The 25203-nt window shown below is 62.8% G+C and carries 30 protein-coding genes; 1 reads left to right on the top strand and 29 read right to left on the bottom strand.

All coding sequences use genetic code 11. From position 1 onward, the window contains the following. Positions 1–5 precede the first annotated feature (5 nt). The 29 genes from NJG22_RS09010 to NJG22_RS08870 all read right to left on the bottom strand — a co-directional run bounded on the left by NJG22_RS09010 (position 6) and on the right by NJG22_RS08870 (position 24208). Positions 6–212: a tail protein X gene (locus NJG22_RS09010; RefSeq protein WP_253093867.1), complete on the bottom strand. Its 207-nt coding sequence runs from the start codon at positions 210–212 to the stop codon at positions 6–8. Continuing rightward, on the bottom strand, positions 187–1029 hold the full coding sequence (locus NJG22_RS09005; protein WP_253093866.1) for a phage tail protein: 843 nt from the start codon (positions 1027–1029) through the stop codon (positions 187–189). Before NJG22_RS09005 ends, NJG22_RS09010 begins: the two co-directional genes overlap by 26 nt. A 9-nt stretch (positions 1030–1038) precedes the next feature. Next, entirely contained in the window at positions 1039–3627 is a 2589-nt protein-coding gene (locus tag NJG22_RS09000) for a phage tail tape measure protein (RefSeq protein WP_253093864.1), read from the bottom strand. A 131-nt stretch (positions 3628–3758) separates the two neighbouring features. After that, entirely contained in the window at positions 3759–4055 is a 297-nt protein-coding gene (locus tag NJG22_RS08995; protein ID WP_253093862.1) for a phage tail assembly protein, read from the bottom strand. A 26-nt stretch (positions 4056–4081) separates the two neighbouring features. Next, a complete protein-coding gene (locus tag NJG22_RS08990) occupies positions 4082–4591 on the bottom strand; it encodes a phage major tail tube protein (RefSeq protein WP_253093860.1) in 510 nt (169 codons plus the stop codon). A 12-nt stretch (positions 4592–4603) separates the two neighbouring features. Then, positions 4604–5770 (bottom strand): phage tail sheath family protein, encoded by a 1167-nt coding sequence (locus tag NJG22_RS08985; protein ID WP_253093859.1) that lies wholly within the window; start codon positions 5768–5770, stop codon positions 4604–4606. 83 nt (positions 5771–5853) lie between these two features. Continuing rightward, positions 5854–6276 (bottom strand): tail fiber assembly protein, encoded by a 423-nt coding sequence (locus NJG22_RS08980; RefSeq protein WP_253093857.1) that lies wholly within the window; start codon positions 6274–6276, stop codon positions 5854–5856. Between the two features lies 1 nt (position 6277). Next, complete coding sequence (locus tag NJG22_RS08975; protein WP_253093855.1) at positions 6278–8071, bottom strand: phage tail protein; 1794 nt, start codon at positions 8069–8071, stop codon at positions 6278–6280. Further along, on the bottom strand, positions 8064–8672 hold the full coding sequence (locus NJG22_RS08970; RefSeq protein WP_253093853.1) for a phage tail protein I: 609 nt from the start codon (positions 8670–8672) through the stop codon (positions 8064–8066). The genes NJG22_RS08975 and NJG22_RS08970 overlap by 8 nt, the downstream gene beginning before the upstream one ends. Then, positions 8669–9556 carry a baseplate J/gp47 family protein gene (locus NJG22_RS08965; protein WP_253093840.1) on the bottom strand — a complete coding sequence of 296 codons (888 nt, stop codon included), beginning with the start codon at positions 9554–9556 and terminating at the stop codon, positions 8669–8671. The genes NJG22_RS08970 and NJG22_RS08965 overlap by 4 nt, the downstream gene beginning before the upstream one ends. Continuing rightward, positions 9553–9879, bottom strand: a complete 327-nt coding sequence (locus NJG22_RS08960; RefSeq protein WP_253093837.1) for a GPW/gp25 family protein — start codon at positions 9877–9879, stop codon at positions 9553–9555. Before NJG22_RS08960 ends, NJG22_RS08965 begins: the two co-directional genes overlap by 4 nt. 2 nt (positions 9880–9881) lie before the next feature. Then, the gene (locus NJG22_RS08955) at positions 9882–10097 is read right to left on the bottom strand and encodes a hypothetical protein (protein WP_253093829.1); all 216 of its coding nucleotides are present in this window, start codon (positions 10095–10097) and stop codon (positions 9882–9884) included. Between the two features lie 44 nt (positions 10098–10141). Next, positions 10142–10744, bottom strand: coding sequence for a phage baseplate assembly protein V (locus NJG22_RS08950; protein ID WP_253093827.1), 603 nt, complete (start codon positions 10742–10744; stop codon positions 10142–10144). After that, the gene (locus tag NJG22_RS08945; protein ID WP_253093825.1) at positions 10741–11253 is read right to left on the bottom strand and encodes a hypothetical protein; all 513 of its coding nucleotides are present in this window, start codon (positions 11251–11253) and stop codon (positions 10741–10743) included. Before NJG22_RS08945 ends, NJG22_RS08950 begins: the two co-directional genes overlap by 4 nt. Continuing rightward, entirely contained in the window at positions 11246–11908 is a 663-nt protein-coding gene (locus tag NJG22_RS08940) for a hypothetical protein (RefSeq protein WP_253093823.1), read from the bottom strand. Before NJG22_RS08940 ends, NJG22_RS08945 begins: the two co-directional genes overlap by 8 nt. Beyond that, on the bottom strand, positions 11905–12219 hold the full coding sequence (locus NJG22_RS08935) for a hypothetical protein (protein WP_253093821.1): 315 nt from the start codon (positions 12217–12219) through the stop codon (positions 11905–11907). The genes NJG22_RS08940 and NJG22_RS08935 overlap by 4 nt, the downstream gene beginning before the upstream one ends. Before the next feature lie 2 nt (positions 12220–12221). Next, entirely contained in the window at positions 12222–13217 is a 996-nt protein-coding gene (locus NJG22_RS08930; RefSeq protein WP_253093819.1) for a major capsid protein, read from the bottom strand. Positions 13218–13278: 61 nt separating this feature from the next. Then, complete coding sequence (locus NJG22_RS08925; RefSeq protein WP_253093817.1) at positions 13279–13626, bottom strand: head decoration protein; 348 nt, start codon at positions 13624–13626, stop codon at positions 13279–13281. 2 nt (positions 13627–13628) lie between these two features. Next, positions 13629–14774, bottom strand: a complete 1146-nt coding sequence (locus NJG22_RS08920; RefSeq protein ID WP_253093816.1) for a head maturation protease, ClpP-related — start codon at positions 14772–14774, stop codon at positions 13629–13631. Then, the gene (locus NJG22_RS08915; RefSeq protein WP_253093814.1) at positions 14771–16252 is read right to left on the bottom strand and encodes a phage portal protein; all 1482 of its coding nucleotides are present in this window, start codon (positions 16250–16252) and stop codon (positions 14771–14773) included. Before NJG22_RS08915 ends, NJG22_RS08920 begins: the two co-directional genes overlap by 4 nt. Beyond that, positions 16249–16455: a hypothetical protein gene (locus NJG22_RS08910; RefSeq protein ID WP_119140031.1), complete on the bottom strand. Its 207-nt coding sequence runs from the start codon at positions 16453–16455 to the stop codon at positions 16249–16251. The genes NJG22_RS08915 and NJG22_RS08910 overlap by 4 nt, the downstream gene beginning before the upstream one ends. A 1-nt stretch (position 16456) precedes the next feature. Beyond that, entirely contained in the window at positions 16457–18496 is a 2040-nt protein-coding gene (locus tag NJG22_RS08905) for a phage terminase large subunit family protein (protein WP_253093812.1), read from the bottom strand. Positions 18497–18500: 4 nt separating this feature from the next. Further along, entirely contained in the window at positions 18501–19082 is a 582-nt protein-coding gene (locus tag NJG22_RS08900) for a terminase small subunit (protein WP_253093811.1), read from the bottom strand. A 160-nt stretch (positions 19083–19242) separates the two neighbouring features. After that, positions 19243–19590 (bottom strand): phage holin family protein, encoded by a 348-nt coding sequence (locus tag NJG22_RS08895; protein ID WP_253093809.1) that lies wholly within the window; start codon positions 19588–19590, stop codon positions 19243–19245. A gap of 511 nt (positions 19591–20101) precedes the next feature. Then, positions 20102–20467, bottom strand: coding sequence for a hypothetical protein (locus tag NJG22_RS08890; RefSeq protein ID WP_253093807.1), 366 nt, complete (start codon positions 20465–20467; stop codon positions 20102–20104). Next, positions 20464–22683 (bottom strand): VapE domain-containing protein, encoded by a 2220-nt coding sequence (locus NJG22_RS08885; protein ID WP_253093805.1) that lies wholly within the window; start codon positions 22681–22683, stop codon positions 20464–20466. Before NJG22_RS08885 ends, NJG22_RS08890 begins: the two co-directional genes overlap by 4 nt. Further along, entirely contained in the window at positions 22673–23011 is a 339-nt protein-coding gene (locus tag NJG22_RS08880) for a TraR/DksA C4-type zinc finger protein (RefSeq protein ID WP_253093803.1), read from the bottom strand. Before NJG22_RS08880 ends, NJG22_RS08885 begins: the two co-directional genes overlap by 11 nt. Then, complete coding sequence (locus tag NJG22_RS08875) at positions 22893–23411, bottom strand: phage regulatory CII family protein (RefSeq protein ID WP_253093801.1); 519 nt, start codon at positions 23409–23411, stop codon at positions 22893–22895. The genes NJG22_RS08880 and NJG22_RS08875 overlap by 119 nt, the downstream gene beginning before the upstream one ends. Before the next feature lie 572 nt (positions 23412–23983). Continuing rightward, complete coding sequence (locus NJG22_RS08870; RefSeq protein WP_253093799.1) at positions 23984–24208, bottom strand: helix-turn-helix transcriptional regulator; 225 nt, start codon at positions 24206–24208, stop codon at positions 23984–23986. A gap of 103 nt (positions 24209–24311) precedes the next feature. Here NJG22_RS08870 and NJG22_RS08865 point away from each other — a divergent pair, with 103 nt between their 5' ends. Further along, the gene (locus tag NJG22_RS08865; RefSeq protein ID WP_253093798.1) at positions 24312–24980 is read left to right on the top strand and encodes a S24 family peptidase; all 669 of its coding nucleotides are present in this window, start codon (positions 24312–24314) and stop codon (positions 24978–24980) included. Positions 24981–25203 lie beyond the last annotated feature (223 nt).

Here is a 25203-nt window from a genome sequence, read left to right as displayed (position 1 = left end):
ATGAATCAGGTCCACAGCTCTACCGTCTCGATCGACGGCGTTGGCAGCTCAGGCAGCACGATCACTACCCCGGCGCGGTAGGGCTGTGGCTCATCGGCCAGCCCTGGGTTCTGCGCGAACACCAGTTCTACGGTGCCGTTGAGGTGGCCGTAATGCTGGTAACACAGCGCATCGAGCAGATCCCCGTCAGACGTTCTGCATGTCGTTGCCATACGCGACGAACTCCAGTGAGAAACCTTGCTTGCGTGGTATGCCGCCGGCCAGCAGCGCGCCCTGCTCCTCGTCCACACTGGTCAAGCACCAGGTGCCGAGCACGTCGCCGTAACCGGTGACCAGGCTAACCGGCTGCAGGCGGCGGACTATCGTGCGCAAGGCATCCAGTTGCTTGATGCCGCTTCGGCTGGTGAAGATCACCCCCTTGAGCGTCAACTTGTCATCACCCTGCCCCACCGCCTGCTGCGCAATGGTGCGCGTCAGGCGTTCCTGACCGGCCCAGCGCGCCGACGTCTGTCGCCGCAGCTCGTCGAAGGCCGCCGTATCCAGGTTAAAGTAGTACGGCTGCAGCTTGGCATCGAGCGGCTGCAAAATCAGCAGGTGCGGGAACGGCTTCACGGCCTCAGCTGCAGGCGTCGCCAACGGACCCAGCGCGCCGGTCGGCAGGATGTTCGCCAGCGCTGGGCTGGCTTGGCCGGCGATGCGGTTGATCGCCGCTGCGGCCTTGCCAGCCTGCTCCTTGAGCGAGCCGAGACGGTCTTGCACCGCCGCGGCGCCGCTCACCACACGACTGTAGGTGGACGCGACCTGGCCCACCGTTGACTGTGCGGCGTTGATCCCGCGCATCATGCGCTGCAGCCGCTGGCCGAGGGCCGGGCCAAGGACGGGCAAATCCTCGAGCTCGCTCGCGGCGCCGGTCATATCGCTGACGGCGCCACTGAGCGGCCCAAGCATTCCATCAAGGCTGGTGCGGCCAGCCTCCCCCGCAGCGATCAACGACGAAAGCGTTGATTGCATGGATTCCATGTAGGCCATGGCACCTCCTTAAACGTGAGGCTCATCGAAGAGCTGACCCGCGGCTTGCCGTGCGAGGCTTTCCCGCGACCAGGTTTCCCAGCTGTTGCGAATCATCCCCTCGAGCGAGCGGAACACCTGCTGAGGGTCCTTGACGTCGCCTTGCACGGTGATCGGCATGTTGGGCATGTACGAGAACTGCTGGTCGACCTTGGGCGGGTCCGTCTTGGGCTTGGCCTGCTCGAGCGCCTGGGCGACAACGGGTGCCGTAGGAGCGGGAGACGCCGCGGCGATCGACCGCGCAACATCACCTGGTGCTGCCTTGTCCTTGTCGGCCTTGGCCAGCTGTTCGTCATCGCCGAACAGTTTCTTGCCCAGCCAACCGCCGAGGCCCTCGCCGCCCATGCCGCCGATGGCGGCACCAATGGCCCCGCCGATGGCGGTACCGATGATCGGCACAACAGACCCAATCGCCGCACCGGCAGCACCGCCCGCCAGAGCGCCGGCCAAACCGCCCGCCGCACTGCCGTAGCCCTCGGCCTTCTCGTCCTGCGTTTTCGCGTTCATGGCCGTGTCGATCACGGTCATGCCGGCATCAAGGACTTTCCCACCAGGCAACTTGGCGACCACCTTCGACACCTTGCCGACCGCCCCCAGCATTCGTCCCATCCGGCCAACATCGGAAACCGCCGACGCCGAGGCCACCCCAGTCGCGGCACCCGCGCGCGCCACTCGCCCGACTGCACCCGTTGGAGCGGACGGACGTGGCCCAGGCCCGCCACGCCCCTTACGCTGCTGCCGCCGTCGGCGCCGGCCACCCGGTTCGCCAACGGCGGATGAGGTACCGAACCCGCCGAGGTCCTTGGCGTTGACGACAAACACCCGCTGAGGCTCGCTACCCAGACCGCCGCCGGCATCATTCGCCGCGGCACCGCCGAACACCTTGCCCAGCACACCCAGGCCGGCATCGACGACCTTGCTGCCGGTCTCGGGGACGTCATCGGCACCACCACCGCGCCCCATGCGACGGCCACGCATAACGTTCAGGACGCCCTTGCCGATCTTCGCGGTGCTGTAGACAGCCAGCAGTGCACTGATGCCAGCAGCGATACCTGTAATGCCTATTACCAGGCCAGGGAGCTTGTCCGACAGCACCGTCAACTTGCGGGCAACGAAGGTAATGCCCTGGCCGATCCTGTCGGTCACCGGGCGTATCGCGTCACCGACACTGCGCATGCCGTCATCGATCGACTGCAGCGTCTCGGCCCAGATCTGCGAGGACGTCTCGCGGCGTTCGGCCAGGTTCTTGTCCAGAATCCCGGTGGCCTTGGTCGAGTCGTTCTTCAGTTGGGTGTAAAGGTCGCGGTTCTGCGAATACGCCGTGAGTGCGGCCTTGACCTGCATATCGGCGAACAAGTCGCCGGTACGCAGGGTTTTCTCCAGGGCATCCAGCGCGGCCTTAGCCTTGACCGGGTCGGCTTCCTTGCTGATCCCCGCCTGGGCATCCTTGATCTTCTTGGCTTTGGCCGGGTCCGTGGCTTCGACGTACTTCATAGCCAGGGCCATCGACGACTCGATCGTCGACATACCCTTTTGAATACCGGTGTTCAGCGAGGCCTGGTAGTCAATACCCGCATCCTTGTAGGCTTTGACCACATCACCGGCACCGATCTTCTCGACCCAGTTCTTGAAGTTGTTCGCCGCTTCATCCGAGCTGCCGGCGGTCTTCATCTGCACCTGCAGCATCGAGCCAAGCGACGTCACCGCATCCAGGCCGGTACTGCCGTTCTTTTCCATGCTGGCCAGCAGTTGCGGGAACCAGCGCGCCATGTCGCTGGCCTCGAAGCTGCCTGCCTGACCTTGGTAGGCGATCGCCTCAAGCGCCTGCTCCATCACCTTAGGGTCCGTGATCTTGGCGTTCTGCTGCAGCGCCATGATCATCGACGCGGTGTCGACACCGCTGGCCCCCTGCCCGACCGCAAACTTTGCCGCCGTGGGCGCGTAAGCCAGCGCCTTGTCCAGTTCCATACCGGCACCGACGAGCTGGTTGACCAGGTCGGCAACGTCGTTGCGCGACATGCCGGTGTCCTTGGCCGTGTCGATCACCGTCCGTGTAAGCTGCGCTTCCTCGGGTTTGTTCGCCACATCCGCCTTGATCGCGATGTCACGGATCACAGCCTGGTAGCCTGCGCTGATCTTCGTCGGGATCGCCGCCATGCCGACCCCGACTGCCGTCGCGGCCAGGGTGGGCTTGAGCAACGACTGACCCGAGCTGATCTGCTGCCGGCCTTTCTGCTGCAGATCTGCAGCTTTCGCTTCACGCCCCAGGCGCTGGTATTCCTTCGACAGCCGGCCGACCTCGACGCCCTGTTTCTTCAGCGCATCGAGGTTGCCCTCGAGCCGCCGCAGCAGCCCGGATGCAGCCGCCGAGCCGCTATCGTGCGCTTTCTTCCATTCTTCCTTGAGCTTGATCGTTTCGCCGATGGTGTTCTTCAACACCTTCGCGCGACTGCCACTCTCCTCGAGCTTCTTGATATGCCCCTTGGCCGTGCCGAATGCCGCACCAAGCGATGCAGCAACGGCGCCGCCGATTTCCAGGGCGATCGCCAGCTTTGCCATGCGCTACCCTCCTGCAGGCTCAATCCGTGAGCCACCAAACGATGTCCATCCACGACATCACCGAGATCTCGGCCGCCGAGAAACCCAGCTCCTTGGCCAGCCGTTTGGCCAGCCGTTTCTGAGCGCGGGGGTCAAACCCCGTCGTCTTGCACCAGACGAAAATAGCCGGCCTGCAGGCGCGTGTAGTCCTTCAGCGTCAGGCTCTCGAGATCCTTCACACCGACCTCGGCCAGCGAGGCGAACAGGTTCAGCTCGCGCTGTTCATCGTCGCCATCCGACGTGCCCTGGGCGGTGCGGATATCACGCACGGTCGGCGCACGCAGCGACAGCTTGTCGACCTGAATGCCGTTGCACTCCGAGGGGCGGCTCAACTGGACGATGACGCGATCGGCTTCAACCTGCAGGTACGCGGGAATCTTCTTGCTCATGAGGTGTTGTCCTTTTCAGTGAGGGGTTACAGGCCCAGGGCCTGGCGTTGAGCGGCGAGCTGGTCGACGCCGTCGATCACGCGCTTCATGCCCAGGGCATCGATCTCGTAGACCAGGCGGCCGTCGACCTCGAGCTTGTAGTAGGTCACCGCGACGTTGTGCTTGATCTCGGCCTTGTCGCCCGGCTTCCAGTCGCCCATGTCGACTTCCTTCAGCGCGCCGCGCAAGGTCACCACGACTGGCGTAATGCGGCCCTTGAGACCCTTGAACGCACCGCGGAAGGTGCCGTTGAAGGCGGTACCGTCAGCCAGGCCGAAGAACTTTAGCGACTCGCGCCGTACACCCGTGGTGGTGAAGCCGGCCTCCTGCTTCTCCATGCCCTGCTCCATCTCGATCGGCATGTCCATGCCGCCAGGACGGTGCTCCTCCATCTTGAGGGTGAGTTTGGGCAAGGTCAGGCTGGGCACGTCGCCCTGGAAACTGACGCCGTCGACGAACAGGTTTAGGTTGGCCAGTGTTTCGGGGATCATCGCCATGCAGGTTGCTCCTTATGCGTTGCCGTCGAGGACTTCGGTCAACCACTGGTTGGTGACCTCGACACGGAAGTTGGGGTTTTCAGCCGGCGGGACATCGGTGAAGCGGATGTTCCAGTACACCTTGCCCTGCTCGAGCTGGCTGGCGGTGTTCAGTTCCGGGTCGGCGAAGACCTCGAAGTTGATGATCGCGCCCTGGTTCTTCAGGTCGCGCATGAAGGCCTGCAAGCCTTCGGTGACGTCCTTGACGTAGGTGGCGGTGATGGAACGGTCGACCGCCCACTTGTGGCCGTAGAGGATCGCGTCCATGACGATGTCCATGGTCCGCACGCGGGTGACGAACGCCCACTTCGGATCGCTCGACAGCGTGCGGTTGCCCCACAAGCGGTAGCCGTCGTCGCGGATGATCGTGGCGATATTGGCGTTGTTCAGCAGGTTGGCACGGCAGGTCTCGTCGCCGTCGAGAAACTCGATCGGCCGCGAGGTGCCGGTGATGCCGACGAACTCCTTGTTCGACGGCGAGGCCCAGAAGCCGTACTCGCTGTCCGTCCACGCGAACAGGCCGGCGACCCAGGCCGAGCTGGGGGCGTCCACTGTGCTGCTCGCATCGGTGTCCCAGAACCGCACACCGGGGTCGACCAGGAATGCGCGCTTGGCGCCGAACTCCCCGGCATAAGCGGTGGCCGCTTCGTCAGTAGTGTTCGGCCCGTCGATGATGGCGATACCGCGCAGCTTGTCGGCCAGGGCCACCAGCGCGGTGCCGACTGCCTGGGTAGCGCTGTGCTTGGGCGTCACCAGCAGCCGCGGCTGGGCGTTGAAGCGGCTCTTGCCGTCGAGCAGCGCCTGCAGGCCGGTGCGATGGCCGTCTGCCTTGGTACCGCCGATGATCGCCGATGTCTGTTCAGCAGCATCCTCGAGCTTGGCCACGCCGCACGCGACGATGACGGCCTTGGCACGGGTGTAGATGGCACGGCAGGCCTTGGTGATCGCCGCGCCTTCGCCGAACGCGGCGACCGCCTCGCGCTCGCTGGTGATCAGCACCAGGTCATTGGCCTTGGCCGTGGCGCCTGGGCCTTCGGTGAAGGTGTCGACCAGACCGATGATCGAGGACGACGGCAGCGCGATGCTGCGCGCCCCGGTGTCGACGTTGGTCACGGTAACGCCGTGAAAGAATCCACTCATGCAAAGTCTCCAGAGACGAAAAGGCCCCGCAGTGCGAGGCCATTGATACAGCAGAAAAGAAAACGCCCCGTCAGTGCGGGGCGTTATTCGACGGGGGCTTCATCAGGCGCTAGAGGCCACTGAATTTCCTCAGGGAAACCCGCCTGATGCTCGATCTCATTCAGAGAAATACGGTATTGCTTCCATTTGATCAGGCTTGCACGGGTTTCCTCCGTTGCCTTGCCCAGTTCTACAGCGTCTTCCAACGGCGCAATACGCAGCGCCGCGACGCTCAACGCCTTGTCACGCTGGGCAAATGCTGTTTCGCGATATTGCTCTGCCGTTGGTGGAGGAACATCGACCAGCATGGGCCTAAGTCCGCTGTAATCGATCGCCTTGCCAACGGCCACACCAGCAAAAATCCCCGCATGTTCTGCCGCGCTAATTTCCTCCGCATCATCAGGTAACACTAAGTTAATTTCATCGTCGTAAAACGTCTGTTCGGACCTGCTGAAAAAAATAGTCAAGTTAATGCCCCTTGGCCATGTAGAAAATCGTCATTGGCCCAGAACCGTTGTTAGTGATGGACGAAAACGAAAGAGTAGACTTCGTTGATGTGTACACGGGATCGGCGCCTACCGCCGTGTTATTCAGCCGAGAAGGCGTGGTAACCATGGCCGATAACATCTCATTGGGAAAAGCGATTGGCAACGGGATAGAAAGCGCCTGGGTTCCAGCAGCTGTATAGCTATATATACCCCACTGTTCAATCAAACCGCCCGGCAACTTTTGATACCCGGCCACCTGAACTAACGACTGCCCACTAGTAAACAACTGCGCTACCGCCTGCGCAACATAGTTGTATGTACAGTCAACCGAGATAACCCAGTTTGAGGTCCCATCCGATGTGCAAACGACAGAGTCGCCACTGCGCATCACTCCGGCAGGCGCCATAAATTGCAGCATTCCCGACAACGTGTCGCCAGCTACAACCTTCAACGTATTAGTGCCGAACACGGCGCTGGCAGCGTGGATAGTAATAGACGCACCAGCGCGCACCGTGCTGGCTTTCGGTAGCGTAAGCGAGCCGCCTCCGGTTCCACCGAAAACCACCAGCGCCCCCGCATCAGCCGCAGCCAATGTCACATTCGCGCCGCTCAGATCCTCCGTTCGAATACCGCTTAGCCCCAGACCTGCACCCCTGAGCTTTTTGGGCGTGACAAATGTCGCATCGTCGGTACCGGTAGCCACTTGTAAAGACGTGGCAATTTTCGCGATGCCCCGCACAGTCTCGGTCGCCTGGACGACGAATTTCGCGATGGCCTGTAGTACGCGAAGCGCAGTCATAGGAGCGGCATCGTCCGCCCCCGCCTCGGCCTGGTCCTTGGTGGCAGTTGCGATACCGTACTCGCTCAGGCTTGTCGGATTGGTGCCGCCGACAACCCGGCCATATTTATCGACCGTCACGGCCCTGTAAGTACCCGCATTGACACCTGTACGGCCTGCGACCATTTCAAAGACCAGGGCAGTGGTGCCCAGGACAATCGGTGCGTCCGTCACAAGTTGCCAACAGCTGTCGCCGTTAGCTGTTCCCTTTTCAACACTGACGAACAGGCCTGGCGTCACCTCGGCACTGGCATCTGCATCCGGCGCGCGCTTCCATGCACCCGATGCGAGCACGATGTAGATACCGTTGTCCTTGCCCTGGTTCTGATCTTTTACCAGCACCCGAGCACCGTCCGGCAACAACTCACCGTCGATGGTCTGGATGCCACTGAGCACGATGTTCTGCGTGGTGGCCACCAACACCGAGTGTTTGTAGTCGAGTTTCGAAAGCGCCTCAATCACCACGGTATCAACGTACTCTCTTGTCGCGAGTACAACCGCCGGGTCAATCTTCAACTGCACATTACTGGCGCTGCTGACGATCAGGTTCATGCGCACAACCTGGGTCCGACCCGAGCCCTGGCTCAGCAGTGGCTTGTAGGTCGGTGGGCAGTTGGCAACTGCGATCATGTCGCCGTCTGCGTCATACAGCGCGATTTCCCGAATCCAGCGACCACCGACATCGGCCGGGATGATCTGCTCGGCCACGATGATTGCCGCGTTGTTGTCGTCCACCTTCAACTGGTTCAGCGGCGCGCGACGCCACTCGTTGATCAGGCGGGTCTGGGAGGCATTAGGCGTGGGGTCGGTGTTGTTCGCATCCCCCACGCCCATCTGCGTGATCTTCCACGGAATCCCGAGGGCATCCGCGTTGGCCTGCTTGGCCGCCCCCACGTTGGTGAGGATGGCGTAAAACTGTGAGCTCTGATCAACCATAAGAAATATCCAGGGAGTCAATAGTGTGATCGCGGCCGCCGCGCCCGACCGCGCCGGTAACCTCGATATCCAGTAGCGCTGGCGGGTACACGTCGAGTTGGTCCCCTTCGTTAAGGCCATAACCGATGTAGATGGCCCCCCGCGTCTCCATGCTGATCTCGAGCCCGATCATGTGGCGGCTCACCGGCTTGGCGTCATCGAGCAACGCAGACAATTCGCGATAGGTTTCATCGCTGATGCCTCCGTTCGAGACACCGACTTTTAGCGAGAACGTCCCGCGCACGCCCCGCGGCGCCATGCGAAACCACTCAACGATCTCGATGAGATAGCCAAACGGCTCGACCACCCGCCGCAACGCCCCCAGCGTGCCCTTGTGGGCATGCACGAAGAACGATGAGCGAATGACCGAGCGCTTGACCTCGTCGGACCAACTATCGTCCCAGCGATCCACGGACCAGGCCCAAGCCAGCTGGTACAGCAAATGGGCCGGACAGGTATCGGGGTTGTAGAGCGTGCGCAGCGGCACATCGATTACCTCGTCCGTGGCCACTTCCACAGCGCGCTCCAGCGGGGTGCTGTTCACCGGGAGGAGGCTTTTCATGGTGACTCACCGCGGGTAACGCTGATGTCCTCGCACCAAGCTGCCTCGGCTTTGGTGGGTCGAATATCAGACCAGCCCACCAGTTCCACCCGGCTGACGCCGGCAATGTGCAACTGGGCGTCTACTCCCGAGCGCGCCACCTCCAGGCCCAGCCGACGCCGGGGGTTCACCCAGGCAGCCAAGCGAGCCCTGCACTCGGCCAAGACGGCTTCGTTCTCAGGCCCCGTGCCCGACATGTAGACAATCGCGGTGACCCGGTACAGGAGGATCTGCGCGCCCTGGACGGTGAGCCGATCCGCGACCGGCCGCACGTCATCGTCGTTCAAGTGCAACCGCACCGTTTCCAGCAGATCGGCGGATGGCTGCCCGTTCCCTTCCAAGTCTAGGACCGTGACAACGACCTCGGCCGGGGCCGGGCTTTCCGCAGTGGCGTCAGCGACGCGCCCAGAGGCATTGCGCGCATGCAGGATGTAGCTGTTTCGCGGCCCCGCCGTGCTCAGCCCCTCGTAGACCAGCTGCACCCGTTCGCGTAACGCATCGTCTGCCTCCATGACCCGCTCTACCGGAGGGACCGCATCCAGGTCTTGGGCCTGCACGACAAGGCGCTGCAAGTTCACATTGGCCGCCAGGTGATCCAGGTCGGCGCCAGTCGCATAAGCCAGCAGCAACGCCTTTGCAGCATCGTTGACCCGCGCCCTGTTCTGCATGCGGCGGTACGCGCCCAGCTCGAGCAACTTCGTGATTGGATCACTCTCGAGCAACGCATCCCACTTGTCGCCCATGTACGCCCGGAAGCGCTGCAGCTCTTCACCGTAGATCCCCTCAAAATCGAGGCTTTCCAGCACCTGGGGCGCCGGCAACTGCGACAAATCCACTGCGCTCATACACTCACCTCCAACACCGCGCTGTCGCCCAGGTACTCACCGGTCAACTGCAGATCGATCTTGCCGCCAACCACCGCCAGCACCCGCACACGCTCAAGCCGCAGCCGCGGCTCCCAACGGCCCAGGGCGCGCGCCACCTCGGCCTGCACAGCGCTCTTCCAGCCATCGTTGACCGGCAGATCGACGTAGCGCCGCAGCTGGCAGCCATACTCGGGCCGCATACGGCGGCTGCCGACCGTGGTGCCGAGGATGTCCTCGATGGACTGCCGCAGGTGCGCAACGCCGGCAACCGGCAGACCCGTTCGACGATCCATGCCGATCATGATCAGGCCTCTTTGAAGTCGGAGCGGTTGCGCATGTACGCCAGGCCCACCGCGTCATCGCCGCTGATCGTCACCTTGCCCTGCACCACTTCAACTTCAACCCAGTCAGGCAGGATCAACTTGCGGCGGGTGTACTCCTGGTCGATGAAGGTCACCGGCCCGCGCGGTACCGGCGCTGCTTCGTTGCCCTCATCAAGCGCTTGCTGTGTTCTGGCCATGGTTTCCTCCAGGCATGAAAAAGCCCGCGCTTGGCGGGCTCTGGTCAATGTTTGTGGTTTGCCGTGTTGCCGGCGGTGTCGATGATCCGGCCACCGCCGTTGATGTCTCCGGTGACCGTCAGTGGCCCGTTGATCGTGACAGCGCCGGTCAGCGTGATCGTGCTGGCCTCGGCGGAAATGCTGTCGGCCTTGGCGGTGATGCTACCGGCCTGGGCCGTGATGGCGTCGTCTGTCAGCACCGCCTGGGTCGCCCCGACCTGCACTGTTACCGTGCCGCTCGGCAGCTGGACGGTGTAGCTCTTGGCTTGCCAGTCGTAGACCAGAGAACCACCGTCATCGAAACGCCAGACCTCGACGTGGTCGCGGTTGTCCGGCTGGGCGCCGGCATTGCCGTAGAGACCTGGCACGAACGTGCCCTGGGCGGGCTCGCCGCTGGGGCTGATCAGCGCGCCCTGCTCGTCCAGGCTCGGCGCGCGCCAGTGCCGCGCCTTGCCCGCGGCTTGGCTGTGCCAGCGCACCCAGGCGCTGGTCCAACCGGTGCCGTCCGAGACCCGGACCATGGCGGCGGCGAGATCGACGGCGACTACTCGGCACGGGATCACCAAGCTGGCCAGCATCCGGTCGTGCATGGCAGATGCATAGCTCATGACAGACCCTCCGGGCTAACGGGCTCAGCGTCCGGGCCGACCTTCAGCACCAGGGTGCCAGGCGGCTGTATGGGCCAGGGCCACTCTTCCTGGCCGAGGTAGATGATTTGGGTCCACTCGACGAGCCAGACGGCGTAGCCATCCAGCTCTGGCCGCGTCCAGTCCTGAGCAGCCCGAACGAACTTGGCATGGTCGACCTCAATCCCCCACGTCTGCATTCTCAACAGGACGGTCAACTGTGCCGCCGAGAAAGCGGCAATCTTAAGGGCGTTGTCTTCCTCGCCCGCGATAATCACACGGGCCTCGAAGCGCGCCTCCACCCCGACTTCGCCAGTACCAGGGTCCGGGCCGGGCTCCCACTCCACCACTTCAATCACCACGGCGGGCATTGCGATACGCTCGAGCCGGTCAGGCATGGTGCCCACGTACTCCAGCGCAGGCAGCGTCCGCGCGATATGCTCCTCGATCGCTGCATACAAGCGCTCGAGGGGAATCGGATCCTCAGCCATTTCCAACCCTCCCCAACAGTTTCTGCAGCTCGTAGTTGAGCTCCTGCCTCATCACCTCCAGCAGGCGCTGGTGTGCCTTCGCGGTCCAGGCCTCGAAATGCGGCTTGACGTCCTTAAGCGAGATCATGGCCTTGGCCAGCGGGAAGCGGCTGCCGTTCTCAGCGATCCAGCCCGAGCTGGCACCGCCCTTCCCCGACACCTCGCTGGCCGGGTAGTCGCTCGCCTTGAAGTGCTTGCTGGCCGTACGGATCCAGATGTCGGGGTTGCTCCCGTAGACGGCCTTGAAGAACGCCCCCTGATAGCGCCGCCCTGCCACCGAGACCCCATTGCGGGTTTGCCGTGGCCGGCCGGCGCGACTCGCCGCGATCGGATCAAGGCCGAACCACAGCTTGCCGCGCCCGTCGCCACCGACTGGGTAGGCACGCAGACGCTGCCGCACTGAGGCCACAGCGATTCGCTCCTGCACGGCGACCGCCCTGCCCACGTGGGTACGCAGCCAGCGCAGTGTCTTGTTGATCGCCCGCCGCTGAGCATTGGCGATGGCCTTGGGGGCCAGCGCCGCGAACTCATCGAACTGGGCGACCTGCTGAGGCACTGCCTGCAGGGTGATCATGCCGGTGCTGGAAGACACCTTGTGATAGCTGCCAACGCTCATGGCGCCTTCCTCAGCACAAGGCTGACCAGGCCATCACCACCAGGCTCGATGCTGGTGATGGTGTAGCTGCCGCCACCATCCTCCTCCGGCAGATCGATCTCGACCTTCTGCCGGATCTGAACGCCCGCATTGTCCGCGACACGAATGACCAGGTGCGGCTCGCGCAGGGCCGTGGTGATGCGGCCCATCTTGGGCTGCAGCCAGGGCGCCGAGAACATCCCCAGCACCTCGCGGCCCTCGATGAGCGCAGTGTCGCCCAGGACTTCGAACACCGTGTCGTCCACTTCGTCGATCAGGTCCCGGAAGGCCATGATCAGAGAGTCAGGCGGATGACGGCACGGGGCCGGGTGCAGAGATGCAGCGGGTTGGACTGGGCCTCGCCAGCGACCCCCTTCCCGAACGACATCTCCTCAAGCTTGCTGTAGTACGGCAGCCCCTCGGTGTTAACAGTCTCGATGTAGTCAGCAGGTGCATAAACCGAGAGGAACAGTTCCGATACACCCTCCGGCACCAGGCGGGCTTCGTCGTCGGCAACGAACGCAACACCGCCTACCTTGCCGCGGTAACGCTCCCAGCTGATGCCACCAAACTCGAACGACTCACGCCCATCACCGCGCAAGGCTGCGGCCTGTTGGCTGCCCTTGTAGGTATCGACTACCGACTTGTGCGCGATCAGCTTCTTCCAGAACGTCTTACCGCAGAAGGCGCGAGCACCAGTGGTGGTGACATTGCCGAGCGCGTCCTCCTGCATGTCGAGGGCATCCACACACTGCCCCTGGACATTCGCCTCCGGGTCATTGAGCCCCATCGACAGCTTCTGCTGCTGCACACCGAAGACCTTGTAAATGTCCAGCAACACCGAGGTCCCGTCGGCGTCGAACACCTTGCCGTTGATTGCCCCCATACGATGAAACTCGTGGGTCGCATCCAGCTGGCTACGGGCCTTGGCCAGGCGCTTGTTCACTACCGCCTGCACAGCCTGCAGCTCGGTCAGGGAGCCGAAAGCGCGGATCCCTTGGATCTCGTCCGCCTTGATCGCAAAGCGTTGCGGCAGGTGCACGGTGTTGAACGGGATCAGGTTGCGCTTGCTGCCGGCCACCACCAGGCCAGAGGTGCCGCGCTCACCGGCCGGTACCAGGGCGAGCGTATCGCCGTCCTTCTCGATCTGCACGGTGAGGGTAGTGACACCCTCCTCCTGGAACAGACCGAGCGCGGCCAGGCGGCCGGGCACGTACTCCTGCTCATTGATGGCAGCAGTCAGGGCTGCAACGCTGAAAGCATCGTCTTGAAAAATGGCAATCTCAGCCATGAGGCACTCCAGAAAGTAAGAACCCCGCTCGAGGCGGGGTTGATGGGACAGTGGGTGTTGGTCAGCGCAGGATGATGTGGTGCGCCGCCAGGGCCTGCTCAGCGTCAGCGTCGAGCCCGGTCAGTAGGGCTTCGCTCACTTCGGCCAGCCGTACTACCGCGCGACCGCGGCGCACGGTTTCCGACTCGCCAAGCGAGGCAAACAGGATGCACACGGCTTTCTCGCTGCCGTCTTCAGCTGCGGGGCTGTAGGCGGTGAACTCACCGCTTGCCGTGACCAAACCGAGCAACTGGCCGGCGACCAGGGCCGGGCCGGCTACAACGCTGATCGCCTCGCGTGAAATCTGGCCGTTGCCTTCGGACAGCAGAAACTCCCCGGCGTGAACCGGTTCTCGTTGGATGGTGCTCATGCTCATGCTCCTTTCGTGGCGGCCTGCCGGCGGGCAGCCCAGATGCTGGATGGATTGGGTAGCTGGGACTTGATCTTGTCAGGCTCGTCATCGGCCGGAGGCAGGCTGTTGTCGATCTCGAAGCCCTTGCCGGAGCTGACCAGTTTCTCGAACAGCCGCGCGCGTACCGCGTCATGGCCCAGGCCGGCCGTCACGAACTCCTCGGTGAGCTCGGGCAACCGCGCCGCCACGCATAAATCGTGAACCCCCTTTGCCCGGATCAGCGCGGCCTGCACCGTGGCCTTGTCGATCAACTTGGTCGAAGCGATCAGCGTGGCCGCCAGGTTGCTGATACCGGCCTTGGCGCAATCCTGGGTGATCATCAGCGCCAGCGCCGTGGAGGCTGCTGGATCAGGCGGGGTTGCTGCAGGTGGAGTTGTTGGGGCATCGTCCGGCGTCTGATCGGCCAGCTGATCCAGCAGCGCCTGCGGCGTCTGGCGGTATCGCTTCATCGCTGCGCCCTGCGCCAGGCAGGCTTTGACCTCGACCCCGGTGCCCACCTCATCAGCCAGGCCCAGCGCCAAGGCCTCCTGAGCCGTCAGCCAGGTTTCATCGTTGACCATCCGGCGCAGCTCGGCGTCGTCGATGTCTGGGGCCTTGGCCCGGTACGCCGCGATGATGGCTTCGAAGGTCTGGTCCAGGACGTCAGCGACGCGGCGCAGGTCCTCGGCATCGCCGCTGGTCCAGGTCCACGGGTTGTGCACCATCAGCATGGCGTTAGAAGCCATGACCAGGCGGTGGGCGCCACAGGCCGCGACACTGCCGGCACTGGCGGCCAGCGCATCGATACGCGCGGTGCAACGCTCGCCAAGGCGATTCAGCGCGTTGTGAATGGCCAGGCCGTCGAACAGGTCACCACCAATGGTGTTGAACGCCACCACGACCGGCGACACGCCGTCATCGATCGCCTTCAAATCCTTGATAAACTCGTTCGCAGTGATGCCCCAGCCACCGATCTCACCGTAGATGTAGATTTCGATGGGGACAGGCTCGGTGTTGGCAGCGCCCTCGCCTTCGGCCGCTGCGCTGATCTTGTACCAGTGCTGGTCTTCGACCTTCGGCGCCGAGGGCGCCTTGTTGAAGATGCGGAACGGCATCAACGGTTTCATGATTTCTCCTTCTCTTCGGGGTCCTCTTCGACCGCCGACAACGTGGTGTACTGGAGGCCCAAGTCCTTCGCCCGGGCGAGATCGGCGGCGTTCTCTTCGTCGACCACCTCTGCATCGGTCCCGTCGCGCAAGCAGGTCTCGCTGCGCGACTTGAAGCCAGCGGCAATTTCCATCTGCCGTGATTGAACGTCCTGCACCGGATGGATGTAGGCCCAGCCCTGCGGAACCCACCGGGTGCGCTGGTACTCCCGGCGGCGCTGTGCGTAATCCGGAAGGTCGAGCACTCCAGCCAGAAAAGCCATATCCAGCCAGGCCTGACGCACGGGCCGGCACAACTGGTGGACATAGACTTGGAACTGGAGCTGCTCCAGCCGCCGCCGGAACTCGGTCAGCACCACACGAATCGCACGGTCATTCACACCCTGCATATCGCCGGTCATCAGTTCATAGGGCAGCCCCGTCCCTGCTGCTGCAGCCATCAGCTGCTGCCGCATGAAGTCGGGGTAGTTGTTGCCAGCGTCCGGCGGATCCGAGAACTCGACCTGCTCACCAGGGAGCAGTTCCTGCATCGTGCCGGGCTCGAGCCCCACCATCGGCGTGAAGCCGTCGCGTTCGAAGCTGACTGGCGCTCCGGTGACCGGATCGAGCGGCGGGAGACCTTCCGGGGAGGGCTTGCGCACGAAGCCTGCGAACAGGTTCGCCACTTCCTGCCGGAACAATACCGCGTCATCGAAGTTGTCCAGGCTGCGCAGGCGCTTCAGTACCGGCGCCAAACGCGGCACCCCGCGCAGTTGGCCAGGCTCGAGTGGCTCGAACACGTGCAACATCTGCTCGGCCGGTATCCGCACCAACTGGTTGTAGCCGACATTCAGCGTGGTCTTGTCACTGGGGTGGTTGCGATAGCACCAATACGCCACGCGCCGGCCCATGCCGTTGAACTCGATCCCGGCCCGGATAACGTTGCCGAAGCGGGTCACCTCGAACTTGTCATGGGGGACGAACTCCGGCGACAGGCACTGCAACTGCAGCGGCACTGCGTAGCCATCCTCCAGACGACGCGGACGCAGGCGGATAAAGCATTCGCCTGACTGCTCCACGGTACGCGCCACCAGGGCCTGCTGGCCGTAGAAGTCGGTGAGCTGATCGGCGTCCGCCTCATCGACCCAGTCCTCCCATAGCTCCTGCATCGCCCTACGTACAGCCTTGTCGAGCAATCGCGGATGCGGGGTGATGCCGGTGCCGATCAGGTTGCTGACGCGCTTGTCGATGACATTGGCCGCGTAGGGGTCATTGCGAACCGCGCTGCGGGAGCGGGATCGCAGGTTGCGCATGGCCGGCATGATCAGGCTGTTCACGCCTGTGTCCGGCGCGTCCCATCCTGATGAGCGCCGTCCCTCGGCGGCGCCTTCGTAACTGGCCTTGATTCGCTCCGGCACCAGGATGCCGGAGCGGCCAAGGGACAGATAGCGTCCGCTCACAGTCCCTTGCCCCCGTGGTAGATGCGAGTCACCCGCGAGCGTGGTCCCGCGGCGCTCACCAGCTCGGTGCGGATGAGGTCGCGGGCCTTGATCAGCTCATCGACCGTTCGATACTCGACGGTGCGGTCCGAGTAGCGAACTATCTTCTCGCCGCGCGCGATCGCCCGCTCGACAGCGTCGAGGTGTGCTTTGGTGTAGGCCATGTCAGCGTCTCTTCAGGTAGCCGCTGCTGGAGCTGCGGCGTTGCATAGATTGAGGTGCGGCCTGCGGGGCCGACGTCGGTGGCCGCGGCTCGCTGCGCCTGACGGGTGCCGGGGCAGGTGCCGACTGCGCGTCGTCTTCGTCCTGGTCGTCATCAGGCTCGAGGGCCTGGGGCCGGGCTGGCTGCTGCTCGCCCTGGTCGAACAGGCTGGCCTGCGCAAGTGCCTGCCGCAGCTTGTCCCAGTCGTGCTCGCCATATCGGTGCAGGCCGAGGAAGTTGGCCATGGCCAGGTTGTAAACCATGAGGTCCAGCGCCTCGTTGCGCTCGGCTTTGCTCTTGACCCATTCGATCCGCTTATAGCCCTTCACGTAGCGAGCGATCTTGCGCTCGGCCACACACTGCTGGAAGAACTCGTCCGGCAGGTCCTTGGCGAAGTGCAGCGCGCCCGGCCCCTTCTCGAAGCTGTAGCGGTTGTAGATCCAGTCCTTGGCCGTGTCGGTACCGACGATCCAGAGCTCGGCGCCGTTGCGCTCTGTCTGGCCTTTCCAGGTGACGTCCACCTGCGACGGGCGCTGGGCAATCACTGGGCGGCCTGGCTTGCTCGCGCCCTTGAGCGCGAACACATTGCGCCATCGGCGCACGCGGGTGAACTGGTAGACCTCGTGAGTATGGTGACCGCCGGAGTCGATGCCGGCAGCCAGGATCCCCAGGCTTACGCCGCAAGGATGGAGGTACCGAATCTTCAGGCGGTCATCCAACAGCGCCCAGGTGCGCTCGTCGGCTGGATCGCCAGGGATCACCTGGTGATCGACCACCCAGCGCTCCATGCCAGCGCCCCAGGCCATGACCATCAACTCCAGGCGGTTGGCCTGGACGTCGACGGCGGCCGTCAGCGCTAGCGCCCCCACGGGCAAGGTGCCCAGCACGTAGTCTTCTTGCAGCGCTCGGGCCTGCAGCACCTCGGCCTTGGTCTGCTCGATCGCACTGTCCCAGACCTCAGCCAGGCGGGTGTTGTAGAACACCTGCATGGGCTCGAGGTCGCCGCGATCCTGGGCACGCTTTGCCTCCTCAAATTCGCGCGCCAGCATGGCCCAGGAGTGCCAGCCCAACGGGGCATATAGCGCGTTGAGGTGGAAGCTGACCGTCTCTCCATCGCCCTCGGCGTGGGCGCGCCACTCGCCGTTTGCCAGCATGTCGGCTTTATGGTGCTCCTCGATCAGCACATCACAATCGGCCCCTTCGCACTGGTAATGCACCGCGCTGAAGTCTTGCGAGTACAACAGCCGCTCCCACTTCAGGACCTGCATGTGCCCACAGGTTGGGCACGGCACGTAGTAGTGCCGCTGATCTCCCATCATGAAGAGATCGTCGATCCGGGATGCGCCCTTGATCAGCGGGGAGCTGGAGAAATAGAACTTGGCGTTGCGGCCAAAGGTACTGCCCCGCGCCTCGGCCAGCTTGATCGGGTCGCCTTCCTGGTCGACGTCAACGTCCCAGCGGTCGACTTCGTCGCCGTAGATATAGCGGGCCGACAGCTCGGACAGGTTGGCGGCCGAGCCGGCGGTCGTCGCGTACAACGTGCCGCCCTCGAACTCCTTGGTGTCCATGGTGTTGCGGGCATCCCTGGACCGGCTCGCCGCGACGCGCGCCTTGAGCTCGGGCGTTGCCTCGATGGTCTTGCCAATCCGCGCGGAGACCCGCTTGGCCAAGGCCAAGCTGGGCAGCAGCGTCAGGATGTTGGAGGGCGCCATGTGGATCAGCGCGCCGATCCAGTTTAAGGCGATTTGGGTTTTCATCAGCTGCGAGGCGACCTTGGTCACCACCCGCTTGCACGGGTGGGCAGGCGACAGGCAGCGCATCGGTTCGCGGGCATACGGTGTGCGCGCGGTGCGGTACTTGCCAGGTTCTGCTGCCCCCGTGTCACGGGGGATCAGCATGAAATCATCTGCCCACTCATCGACCCACAGATCAGGGTCAGGTGTCAGCCCTCGGCAATACGCTTCGCGGTACACCTTTGCACCGTCTGCGTATCCGGTGGGCATAGGCTTAGCTCTGTGTGATGGCTCGGTCGAGGTCGGCGCTGTTCATCTTGGCGGCCTCGGTGAAGACGCGGCGAAAGGCCTTGTCGAGGTGCTGCTCGATTTCCCACGGGTCGCTCATCCCGGCGAGCTCGGCAGCCAATTGCGGCTTCAACCCAAAGAACCGGTCGCGAAGCATCCGGCCAGCAGTGAAGGCTGCGTCTTCAACGGCCAGCCGCTCGACCAGGCTGCCCTGGATCTTGTGGAACTCGGCCTCGGCCAGCTGGGCGAGGTAGAACTCGCGGTGCGCCTTCGAGCGCTGGAAGTTGTGGCCCGCGCCAGCCGGCATTTCCGGTGGCTGCACCGCAGGTGTGTCGCCGCCAGGTTGGAGGTGGCTTCGGACATCGCGCTCAATCCGGTTTTCTTCATGCCGGGCCGCGACGGCGGCCTTGCTCGGATCAGCCGATTCAGCCAGCAGCGCATCAGTGGCTTCGACGTCGACCTTGCCGTCGGCGCTCAGCACCAGACGCTCTTGCTTGGCGAGTTTGGAAACGTAGGATTTCGACCACCCGTTGCGGGCGGCGAACTCCGATTTGGTGAGGAAAGTCATGTCGGAAAGTCCAGTTCACCCAATGAACTCAAGGGGTTAACCAGTTCACCGCAGTTCACTAAGCTGGTGAACCGTCCGCTAACAAAGAATCGCGGGTTCCCGGTCCCGTACCCCGGCCATATCGCCAGGGTCCCCGGCCCCACCCAGGACTCCGGGCGGTTCACTGGCCTGCCTCGCTGCCTGCTGGCGGCACCTGGGCCAGCCCCAGCCGCTTGGCGGCCCAGCGCTCGTAGAGGTTGATCGCCACATCGGCGCCGGCCATCGCGGTCAAGCAACCCACCGCCGCCGCCGCCCAGACCGAAGCCCCCAGTGCGTACAGGAGCATGTTGGCCGAGAGTCCGCAGGTAACGCAGGCCCCAGACCGCAGGGCCAAGCGACGAACCAACCCCCAGCCTCGGGCGCCCGCCTTGTCCGCCCGCCACATCTCCCCCGACACACCGCCCACCAGGGACAGCACGATCACCATCCAGACCGGCAGCTCGGCTAAGGCTTGTTGCTCGCTGTTCATCCCTTCCCCCAAATGCAAAAACCCCGGCGCCAAGGCCGGGGTTTCTGGTGTGTGGCGGGCTGCTTTGTGCGCCCGCACGTCTCGAAGATGGGTACTTTTTACAGGTCGAGTTTCCTGGCAGCAAGCAAGTTTTAATGCCACCCCCCAATAAGTGGTAAACACCGGGGAAATGTCTGGCGAATGTCTGGAGAATACATCCGCCCGGCTTTCTTTCGCTTTAGTGAAGTCCCAAGAGTCCCAAGGCGTTCGCAATCGGTGGGACTAGCTGAGGCCTTTAAAATCAAGGGCTGTCCCACCGTCTAACTGTTTTAACACTTTCTCACGTATAAGGGAGGAATTATTAACACGCTGCGCGCAACGCGCGCGTAACGCTATGCATGCGCCCTACATGCGCGCCTGCGGGTGGAAGGTGGGACAGCGGGACAGTCCGCCAATTCCGTGGCCTTGGCTTGGCCGACCCGATAAAAAGGAGGCAGGACAAGAGAGGGACGGCGGGACAGAGCAACGCGGATCATGCAGCCTTCTTCCCTTTCAGCAGCCCCTGAATAGCCACATGGGCCTGGTGGAGGCGGTCATAGTACGTCTTTCTGCTGCATCTGCAATAAGCCATCTTCTGCTCGAGGAAGCTGTCCTGGTTGCAGTAGTGCTCCCTGACGATGATGTACAGCTGCGGCTCGAGGTGCTTGTTCACGATGATCTCAATATCAGCCGACTCATCCAGCAGCACCCTGCTACCCCGAGTGCCACGGATTAACTCCCCCTGGCAGTCCATCAACAGGCCCAGCATGCTACCGCCTCCTGAACCACTACCACGCAGATCCGGGGTGTGCAGCTCCTGCGCCCACAGCTTCAGCATCTCGTCGATGTGCTTGATCAAAAGCACTCCTCCTTTGCCATCGCCACAGACTGCTCGAGTGGGCTTGGTGTACCCCACCCCTTCGGCTTCTGGTAAGCCCAGGGACGCACCCCACTTTTCTGCAGTGCTGGCATACGCCGCCGACGCCACCCCAGGCGGTGCATGATGGCTCCCACCCGCATCTGCTCGGGCTTCCCCCAGTGGCCGAAATCCAGATTCAAGGCGTCCTTCAACAGCTCACTGCCCGTGACCGTTTCGCCAACCTGGGACTTTTCCAGCCAATCGAGGATTGGCCCCTCCCACTCATCTACGACGAAACGCTCCTCCTGTTCGCGCGTGAACAGCTCTTCCTCCTCACGGGCCACCCACCAGATGTCGCCGGCCAGGTAGCAGAAGACCGCCTCTGCCCACAGCTGATCCCGTACACGCCTTAACGTCTCGAGGTCGACCTTGGTGCACGCCACCGGCCAATAGCGGCGGTTCCCTGTGGCGTCCTTGAGGTATTCATCCTGGTTGGTCGTACCCACGAAAACACACTGGCGTGGCACATCGCTTGTTCTGCGGCCATAGCTTTCGCGGTATGTGTCGATGGATGCCGAAAAGAACTGCTTAGCCTTGGTGCTCTCAGCCTTGTTGAAACTATCCAGCTCGCCGAGCTCGACGATCCACTTCCCCCGGATCGCTTGGAAGGCGTCCTTGTCGCCCAGCGTGAAGGGCGTGTCCATGAACCACTCACCGCCCAGGACGCTCATGGCGGTGGACTTGCCCGCCCCTTGCGCCCCCTCAAGTATCAAGACGTTGTCAGCCTTGCAGCCAGCACGCATGACCCGAGCGACAGCCGAAATCATCCAGCGCTTGCCGACTTTGGCACTGTAGTCGTTCCTCGCAACACCGAGCACCTTGTGCAGCCAAATCTCCAGCCGCGGGGTGCGATCCCACTCGAGCTTCGCCAGGTACTCACGCACAGGGTGAAAGGCATTGTCGTGGGCCACGACACTGACGGCCTCCACCACATGCGTCGCCTTGACGCGAAGGTTGTACTGCTGGGCCAGCCACTTCATTACGCGGGTGTCATCGATATCGCCCCACTCACCCGGCTCCCCCCCATAGGGCGCGGCTCGCAGTTTCACGATCTTTGAGCTGAACGAGCTGTAGCCGATCACCCCGGCCCAGCGCTCGTCGTTGCTCAGGATGAGCTCGACGTTTTGCATATGGGCAATCAACGAACCGCTCTCAGTACGGGCCAACATGTCTTTCCAGCCGCCAGTAGCCGGGGGCTTGATCACCGCCATCACCTGACGCCGAACAGCATCCAGGCCTTCTGCACAGTGCAAGTCATTGAAGTCGGTCCACTTCACTTCCCGCTCGATGGAAAAGATCGGGGCGACCACCTGGCCGCCCACTACCACCGCTGCATTGTTAGCCTTTTCCTCACCCGGATTCCAAGGCTCGCCGCTAGGCCGCGTGGTCTTCCAGTCATCGTCGCGGCAGATGATGATGGGCCGCCCAGGGAAGCGCTCGCGCATGTGTTTGGCTACCGGCAGCAGGTTGCCGGCATCGAAGGCGATGGCCACCGCCTGGGAGGTCGCCATATGCAGACTAGCGCCGGTCGCGTAACCCTCACACACCAGCACCGGCTCGCCCGGTTCAGGATGGCCGCCAATCATGTGGAAAGCACCGTCTTTCGCCATCCCGTGCGGCCAGTAGGACTTGTCACGCCCGGTGTCGTCCTGAATCGTGGGATAGATCACCTGCAGGCCGACGATCGTGTCCTGGGCGTTCTGCATGGGGATAAGCACAGCGCCCGACTTCGGCGCATAGCGCACCCCGAACCCGACTACCTGCTTACGGTCGAGGTAGGGACTGCGCCCCTTGTCCGGCATGCGCTTGAACATGCCAGACGCCCGGTTGGAAGCTCGACGGGCAGCGTTCGCTGCGATCTCGGCGGCACGGAGCTTGGCCTCGGCCTGGCGGGCGCGCATAACCTCACGCTCTTCAGCGGTCAGCCCTCGCCCATCCGTCTTCACCTTCTGCGTCTCACCGTGGCGCCAGTCCCCGAAGCTGCCGAAAATGAGGGTATTTCCCTTCTCCGTTCGGTGCTCATGCAGGACGTACCAGCCGTTCTTCTCCTTCCCCTTGTCCTGCTCAGTACGGCAGCGAGTCAGTTTGCCGAAGACCAGCGGCTGATCTGGCTGGAGGCCGTAGTCGTGCAGCTGATCGAGAACCTTATCGAGCATATCGAGCCCTCCGACCCTCATGGATCTCCTGGCACTCAATGCAACGCACACAGCCCTTTTCTGCCACCCGCCTGGCTTCAGGGATGGGCTCATCACATTCGATGCAGCCTGCCAGGGACTCACGTACTACCCTTGCCCGGCGATCCGCTGCCGCCGCCAGAGCCGTGTCCAGGTGCCATTGAGCCTGGCTGTTCGCCCGATCGATAACATCACCCACGGTGCGCCCCCCGAGTGGTCTGGTTGACGTACTCAGCACGGCGGTACATGCCCAGCAACCCCTGGATACCCCTGAACACCTGATGCTGGATCTGGGCCAGCTCCTGATCATCGACTTTCCCGTCGCTAATGCTGTGCGCCCAGGTCTCAGACAAACTGGCAACCTGCCGGAAAAACTCAGCGAGCCCCATGGTCAGGGTCTCAGGAATGTCATGCGTGTAGACGTCCGACAGCTCCTGCCAGATGGTGTCGCCCACCATGGCATGCACGGAGTCCAGAATGCGGGGGTCCTTCGTCAGCTCGAGTATCTCGCTGAACTCTTGAACGTTGACGGTGTGGGTCGGATGAGTGGGAGAGAGTTTGTGCTGCAGGGTAGTGGCGTTTCGACCGGTGGTCGCGGCGATGGCGGCAGCGCCGCCCGGATAGTCCCGTACAGAATGATAAAGGGCGAGTTCGAGTGGCAACACCTCACGCTTAGCGCGCTCAATGCAGCTCATTGCAATTCGGCTCATGGCGTTTGTCCTTGTCGGTAGCCTGTGCCTGCGGCGAGTCGTGGTGGGACCTTCGCCGCACAGCTTGTGAGAGGGCAATGCCAGCCAGCCCAAAGGCCGGATCGGCTCCATGCCGGGGCGCCACTCCTTTGACTACCCCAGGCGAAACTATCGCCTCCTGTGGTGCAAGAGGCGCCGCTCCAGCTCCATGCCAGGGCGGTGCGATCGAAGCGCGCGGACCTATGTGGTGTGCCCGCCCACTTGTCACGCAACCCGGCAGCATCGTGGTGCTACTACCGAGCGACGGAGGCGACTACTCGCCTCCCTTCGACACCTGGCATTACCCCTAAAAGGCTGCCAGTGCCGGCGACGAGCGGTGGTGTTACACTCGCCGCATGGCTTGAGAGGGCCATACCGCTGCCCTATCTGTGGTGGAGAAGGCAGCAAACCCAGGCATTCGTGCCTGGGCTCCGTGATCAAGGCAAGTGGATACGTGGTGTGCCCGCCCAACTTGAACACGGCCCGGTAGCACTGTGGTGGTACTACCGGGGGAAACAGGGCGACCGCTGGGTCGCCTTTTTTTTTTTCCGCTGCTAGGCCGCTCGGGGCTCATCCAGTTCAGGTGGGAAGACATCATCCAATGCACACTTCGCCCCCAAATCATTCAATGCTGCCGTTATGGCGCGGCATTCGCTCAGCCCTGGCATGCGATTGCCAGACTCATAGTTACTAACTCGGGTCTGGGTCCATCCCAATCGAGCAACCAGCTCCCTTTGCTTGATACCCGCACCCTTTCTCATTTCCGCAATTCGATTCATGACGAACACTCCGGTTGGCTCGACCAAAAATGTAACACAGGACGTGGTCTTTACAACACGATTAGTGCAAAAAATACATTTCAATACGTGTTAAAAATCAGGGATGAACACACTCGCACAGCGCATCAAGCAGTTTCGTAAAGCCAAACACCTGACCCAGCAGGCGCTTGCCATTGCCTGTGGCTGGGAGTCCCAGTCGCGTGTTGGCAACTACGAGCGCGGGATTCGGGAGCCTAACCTAGCCGACATAGAGAGAATGGCCGCCGCACTCGGGGTAACCCTAGGCGACCTACTGGAAGGCTCAGAGGAGCCCGGTACAGCCCCCAGCACAAACATTTCTTTTGCAAGACGGGCCTTGGAGGGCGCGGTGCCAGTAGTGGGTTATGCACAACTCGGAGTGAATGGTTACTTCGAAGCCCTGGATTTTCCGGCGGGGCATGGTGATGGCTATCTGAATATCCACAGTGATGACCCTAAGGCGTACGGCCTCAAGGTGACAGGGGACAGCATGCACCCCAGGATCAAGAACGGAGAATATGTGCTGGTAGAACCCAGCAAGACCTTCTTCAGCGGCGACGAGGTAATGGTCCGAACCACGAACGGCCGCACCATGATCAAGGAGTTCATTTACCTACGCGATGGGATGTATCGCTTCGATAGCGTCAATGCCGAACACGCCCCGATCCACATCGCAGAGGACGAGATCGAACACATTCACCTGGTGGGCGGCATCCTGAAATCATCACGATTTATGCACACCACAAAAAAATAAAACAAATCGTGTTGACAACATAAAGCACGCCGCGTGATATTTGCCCCACTCTTCCACCACAGAGTGAGGCAACACCATGCACACCACTGCATCGCTACACGTCCACCCAGCCGCAGCATCCACGGACCTCATCTTTAAGGTCCGCCGCCTGGCCAGACAGCACGGCTGCGCGTTCTCCACCACAAAGCACCGCCCCACCACACCAATCATCCGTCCACTGACC

Origin of the sequence: Pseudomonas sp. VA159-2, assembly GCF_024126635.1 — a bacterium.
GTDB lineage: Bacteria > Pseudomonadota > Gammaproteobacteria > Pseudomonadales > Pseudomonadaceae > Aquipseudomonas > Aquipseudomonas muyukensis.
This window is presented reverse-complemented; position numbering and strand designations above follow the sequence as displayed.

Bases quoted from the DNA above. Each gene is read 5' to 3' on its own strand.
- NJG22_RS08930 (WP_253093819.1), bottom strand. From the start codon at position 13,217: ATGGCTGAGATTGCCATTTTTCAAGACGATGCTTTCAGCGTTGCAGCC.
- NJG22_RS08950 (WP_253093827.1), bottom strand. From the start codon at position 10,744: ATGAGCTATGCATCTGCCATGCACGACCGGATGCTGGCCAGCTTGGTG.
- NJG22_RS08875 (WP_253093801.1), bottom strand. From the start codon at position 23,411: ATGAGCCGAATTGCAATGAGCTGCATTGAGCGCGCTAAGCGTGAGGTG.
- NJG22_RS08910 (WP_119140031.1), bottom strand. From the start codon at position 16,455: ATGGCCTACACCAAAGCACACCTCGACGCTGTCGAGCGGGCGATCGCG.
- NJG22_RS08870 (WP_253093799.1), bottom strand. From the start codon at position 24,208: ATGAATCGAATTGCGGAAATGAGAAAGGGTGCGGGTATCAAGCAAAGG.
- NJG22_RS08995 (WP_253093862.1), bottom strand. From the start codon at position 4,055: ATGAGCAAGAAGATTCCCGCGTACCTGCAGGTTGAAGCCGATCGCGTC.
- NJG22_RS08865 (WP_253093798.1), top strand. From the start codon at position 24,312: ATGAACACACTCGCACAGCGCATCAAGCAGTTTCGTAAAGCCAAACAC.
- NJG22_RS08960 (WP_253093837.1), bottom strand. From the start codon at position 9,879: ATGATCGGCATGGATCGTCGAACGGGTCTGCCGGTTGCCGGCGTTGCG.
- NJG22_RS08975 (WP_253093855.1), bottom strand. From the start codon at position 8,071: ATGGTTGATCAGAGCTCACAGTTTTACGCCATCCTCACCAACGTGGGG.
- NJG22_RS08965 (WP_253093840.1), bottom strand. From the start codon at position 9,556: ATGAGCGCAGTGGATTTGTCGCAGTTGCCGGCGCCCCAGGTGCTGGAA.
- NJG22_RS09010 (WP_253093867.1), bottom strand. From the start codon at position 212: ATGGCAACGACATGCAGAACGTCTGACGGGGATCTGCTCGATGCGCTG.
- NJG22_RS08920 (WP_253093816.1), bottom strand. From the start codon at position 14,774: ATGAAACCGTTGATGCCGTTCCGCATCTTCAACAAGGCGCCCTCGGCG.
- NJG22_RS09000 (WP_253093864.1), bottom strand. From the start codon at position 3,627: ATGGCAAAGCTGGCGATCGCCCTGGAAATCGGCGGCGCCGTTGCTGCA.
- NJG22_RS08990 (WP_253093860.1), bottom strand. From the start codon at position 4,591: ATGGCGATGATCCCCGAAACACTGGCCAACCTAAACCTGTTCGTCGAC.
- NJG22_RS08955 (WP_253093829.1), bottom strand. From the start codon at position 10,097: ATGGCCAGAACACAGCAAGCGCTTGATGAGGGCAACGAAGCAGCGCCG.
- NJG22_RS08900 (WP_253093811.1), bottom strand. From the start codon at position 19,082: ATGACTTTCCTCACCAAATCGGAGTTCGCCGCCCGCAACGGGTGGTCG.
- NJG22_RS08925 (WP_253093817.1), bottom strand. From the start codon at position 13,626: ATGAGCACCATCCAACGAGAACCGGTTCACGCCGGGGAGTTTCTGCTG.
- NJG22_RS08945 (WP_253093825.1), bottom strand. From the start codon at position 11,253: ATGGCTGAGGATCCGATTCCCCTCGAGCGCTTGTATGCAGCGATCGAG.
- NJG22_RS08880 (WP_253093803.1), bottom strand. From the start codon at position 23,011: ATGATCAGGAGCTGGCCCAGATCCAGCATCAGGTGTTCAGGGGTATCC.
- NJG22_RS09005 (WP_253093866.1), bottom strand. From the start codon at position 1,029: ATGGCCTACATGGAATCCATGCAATCAACGCTTTCGTCGTTGATCGCT.
- NJG22_RS08905 (WP_253093812.1), bottom strand. From the start codon at position 18,496: ATGCCCACCGGATACGCAGACGGTGCAAAGGTGTACCGCGAAGCGTAT.
- NJG22_RS08940 (WP_253093823.1), bottom strand. From the start codon at position 11,908: ATGAGCGTTGGCAGCTATCACAAGGTGTCTTCCAGCACCGGCATGATC.
- NJG22_RS08970 (WP_253093853.1), bottom strand. From the start codon at position 8,672: ATGAAAAGCCTCCTCCCGGTGAACAGCACCCCGCTGGAGCGCGCTGTG.
- NJG22_RS08935 (WP_253093821.1), bottom strand. From the start codon at position 12,219: ATGGCCTTCCGGGACCTGATCGACGAAGTGGACGACACGGTGTTCGAA.
- NJG22_RS08985 (WP_253093859.1), bottom strand. From the start codon at position 5,770: ATGAGTGGATTCTTTCACGGCGTTACCGTGACCAACGTCGACACCGGG.
- NJG22_RS08885 (WP_253093805.1), bottom strand. From the start codon at position 22,683: ATGCTCGATAAGGTTCTCGATCAGCTGCACGACTACGGCCTCCAGCCA.
- NJG22_RS08895 (WP_253093809.1), bottom strand. From the start codon at position 19,590: ATGAACAGCGAGCAACAAGCCTTAGCCGAGCTGCCGGTCTGGATGGTG.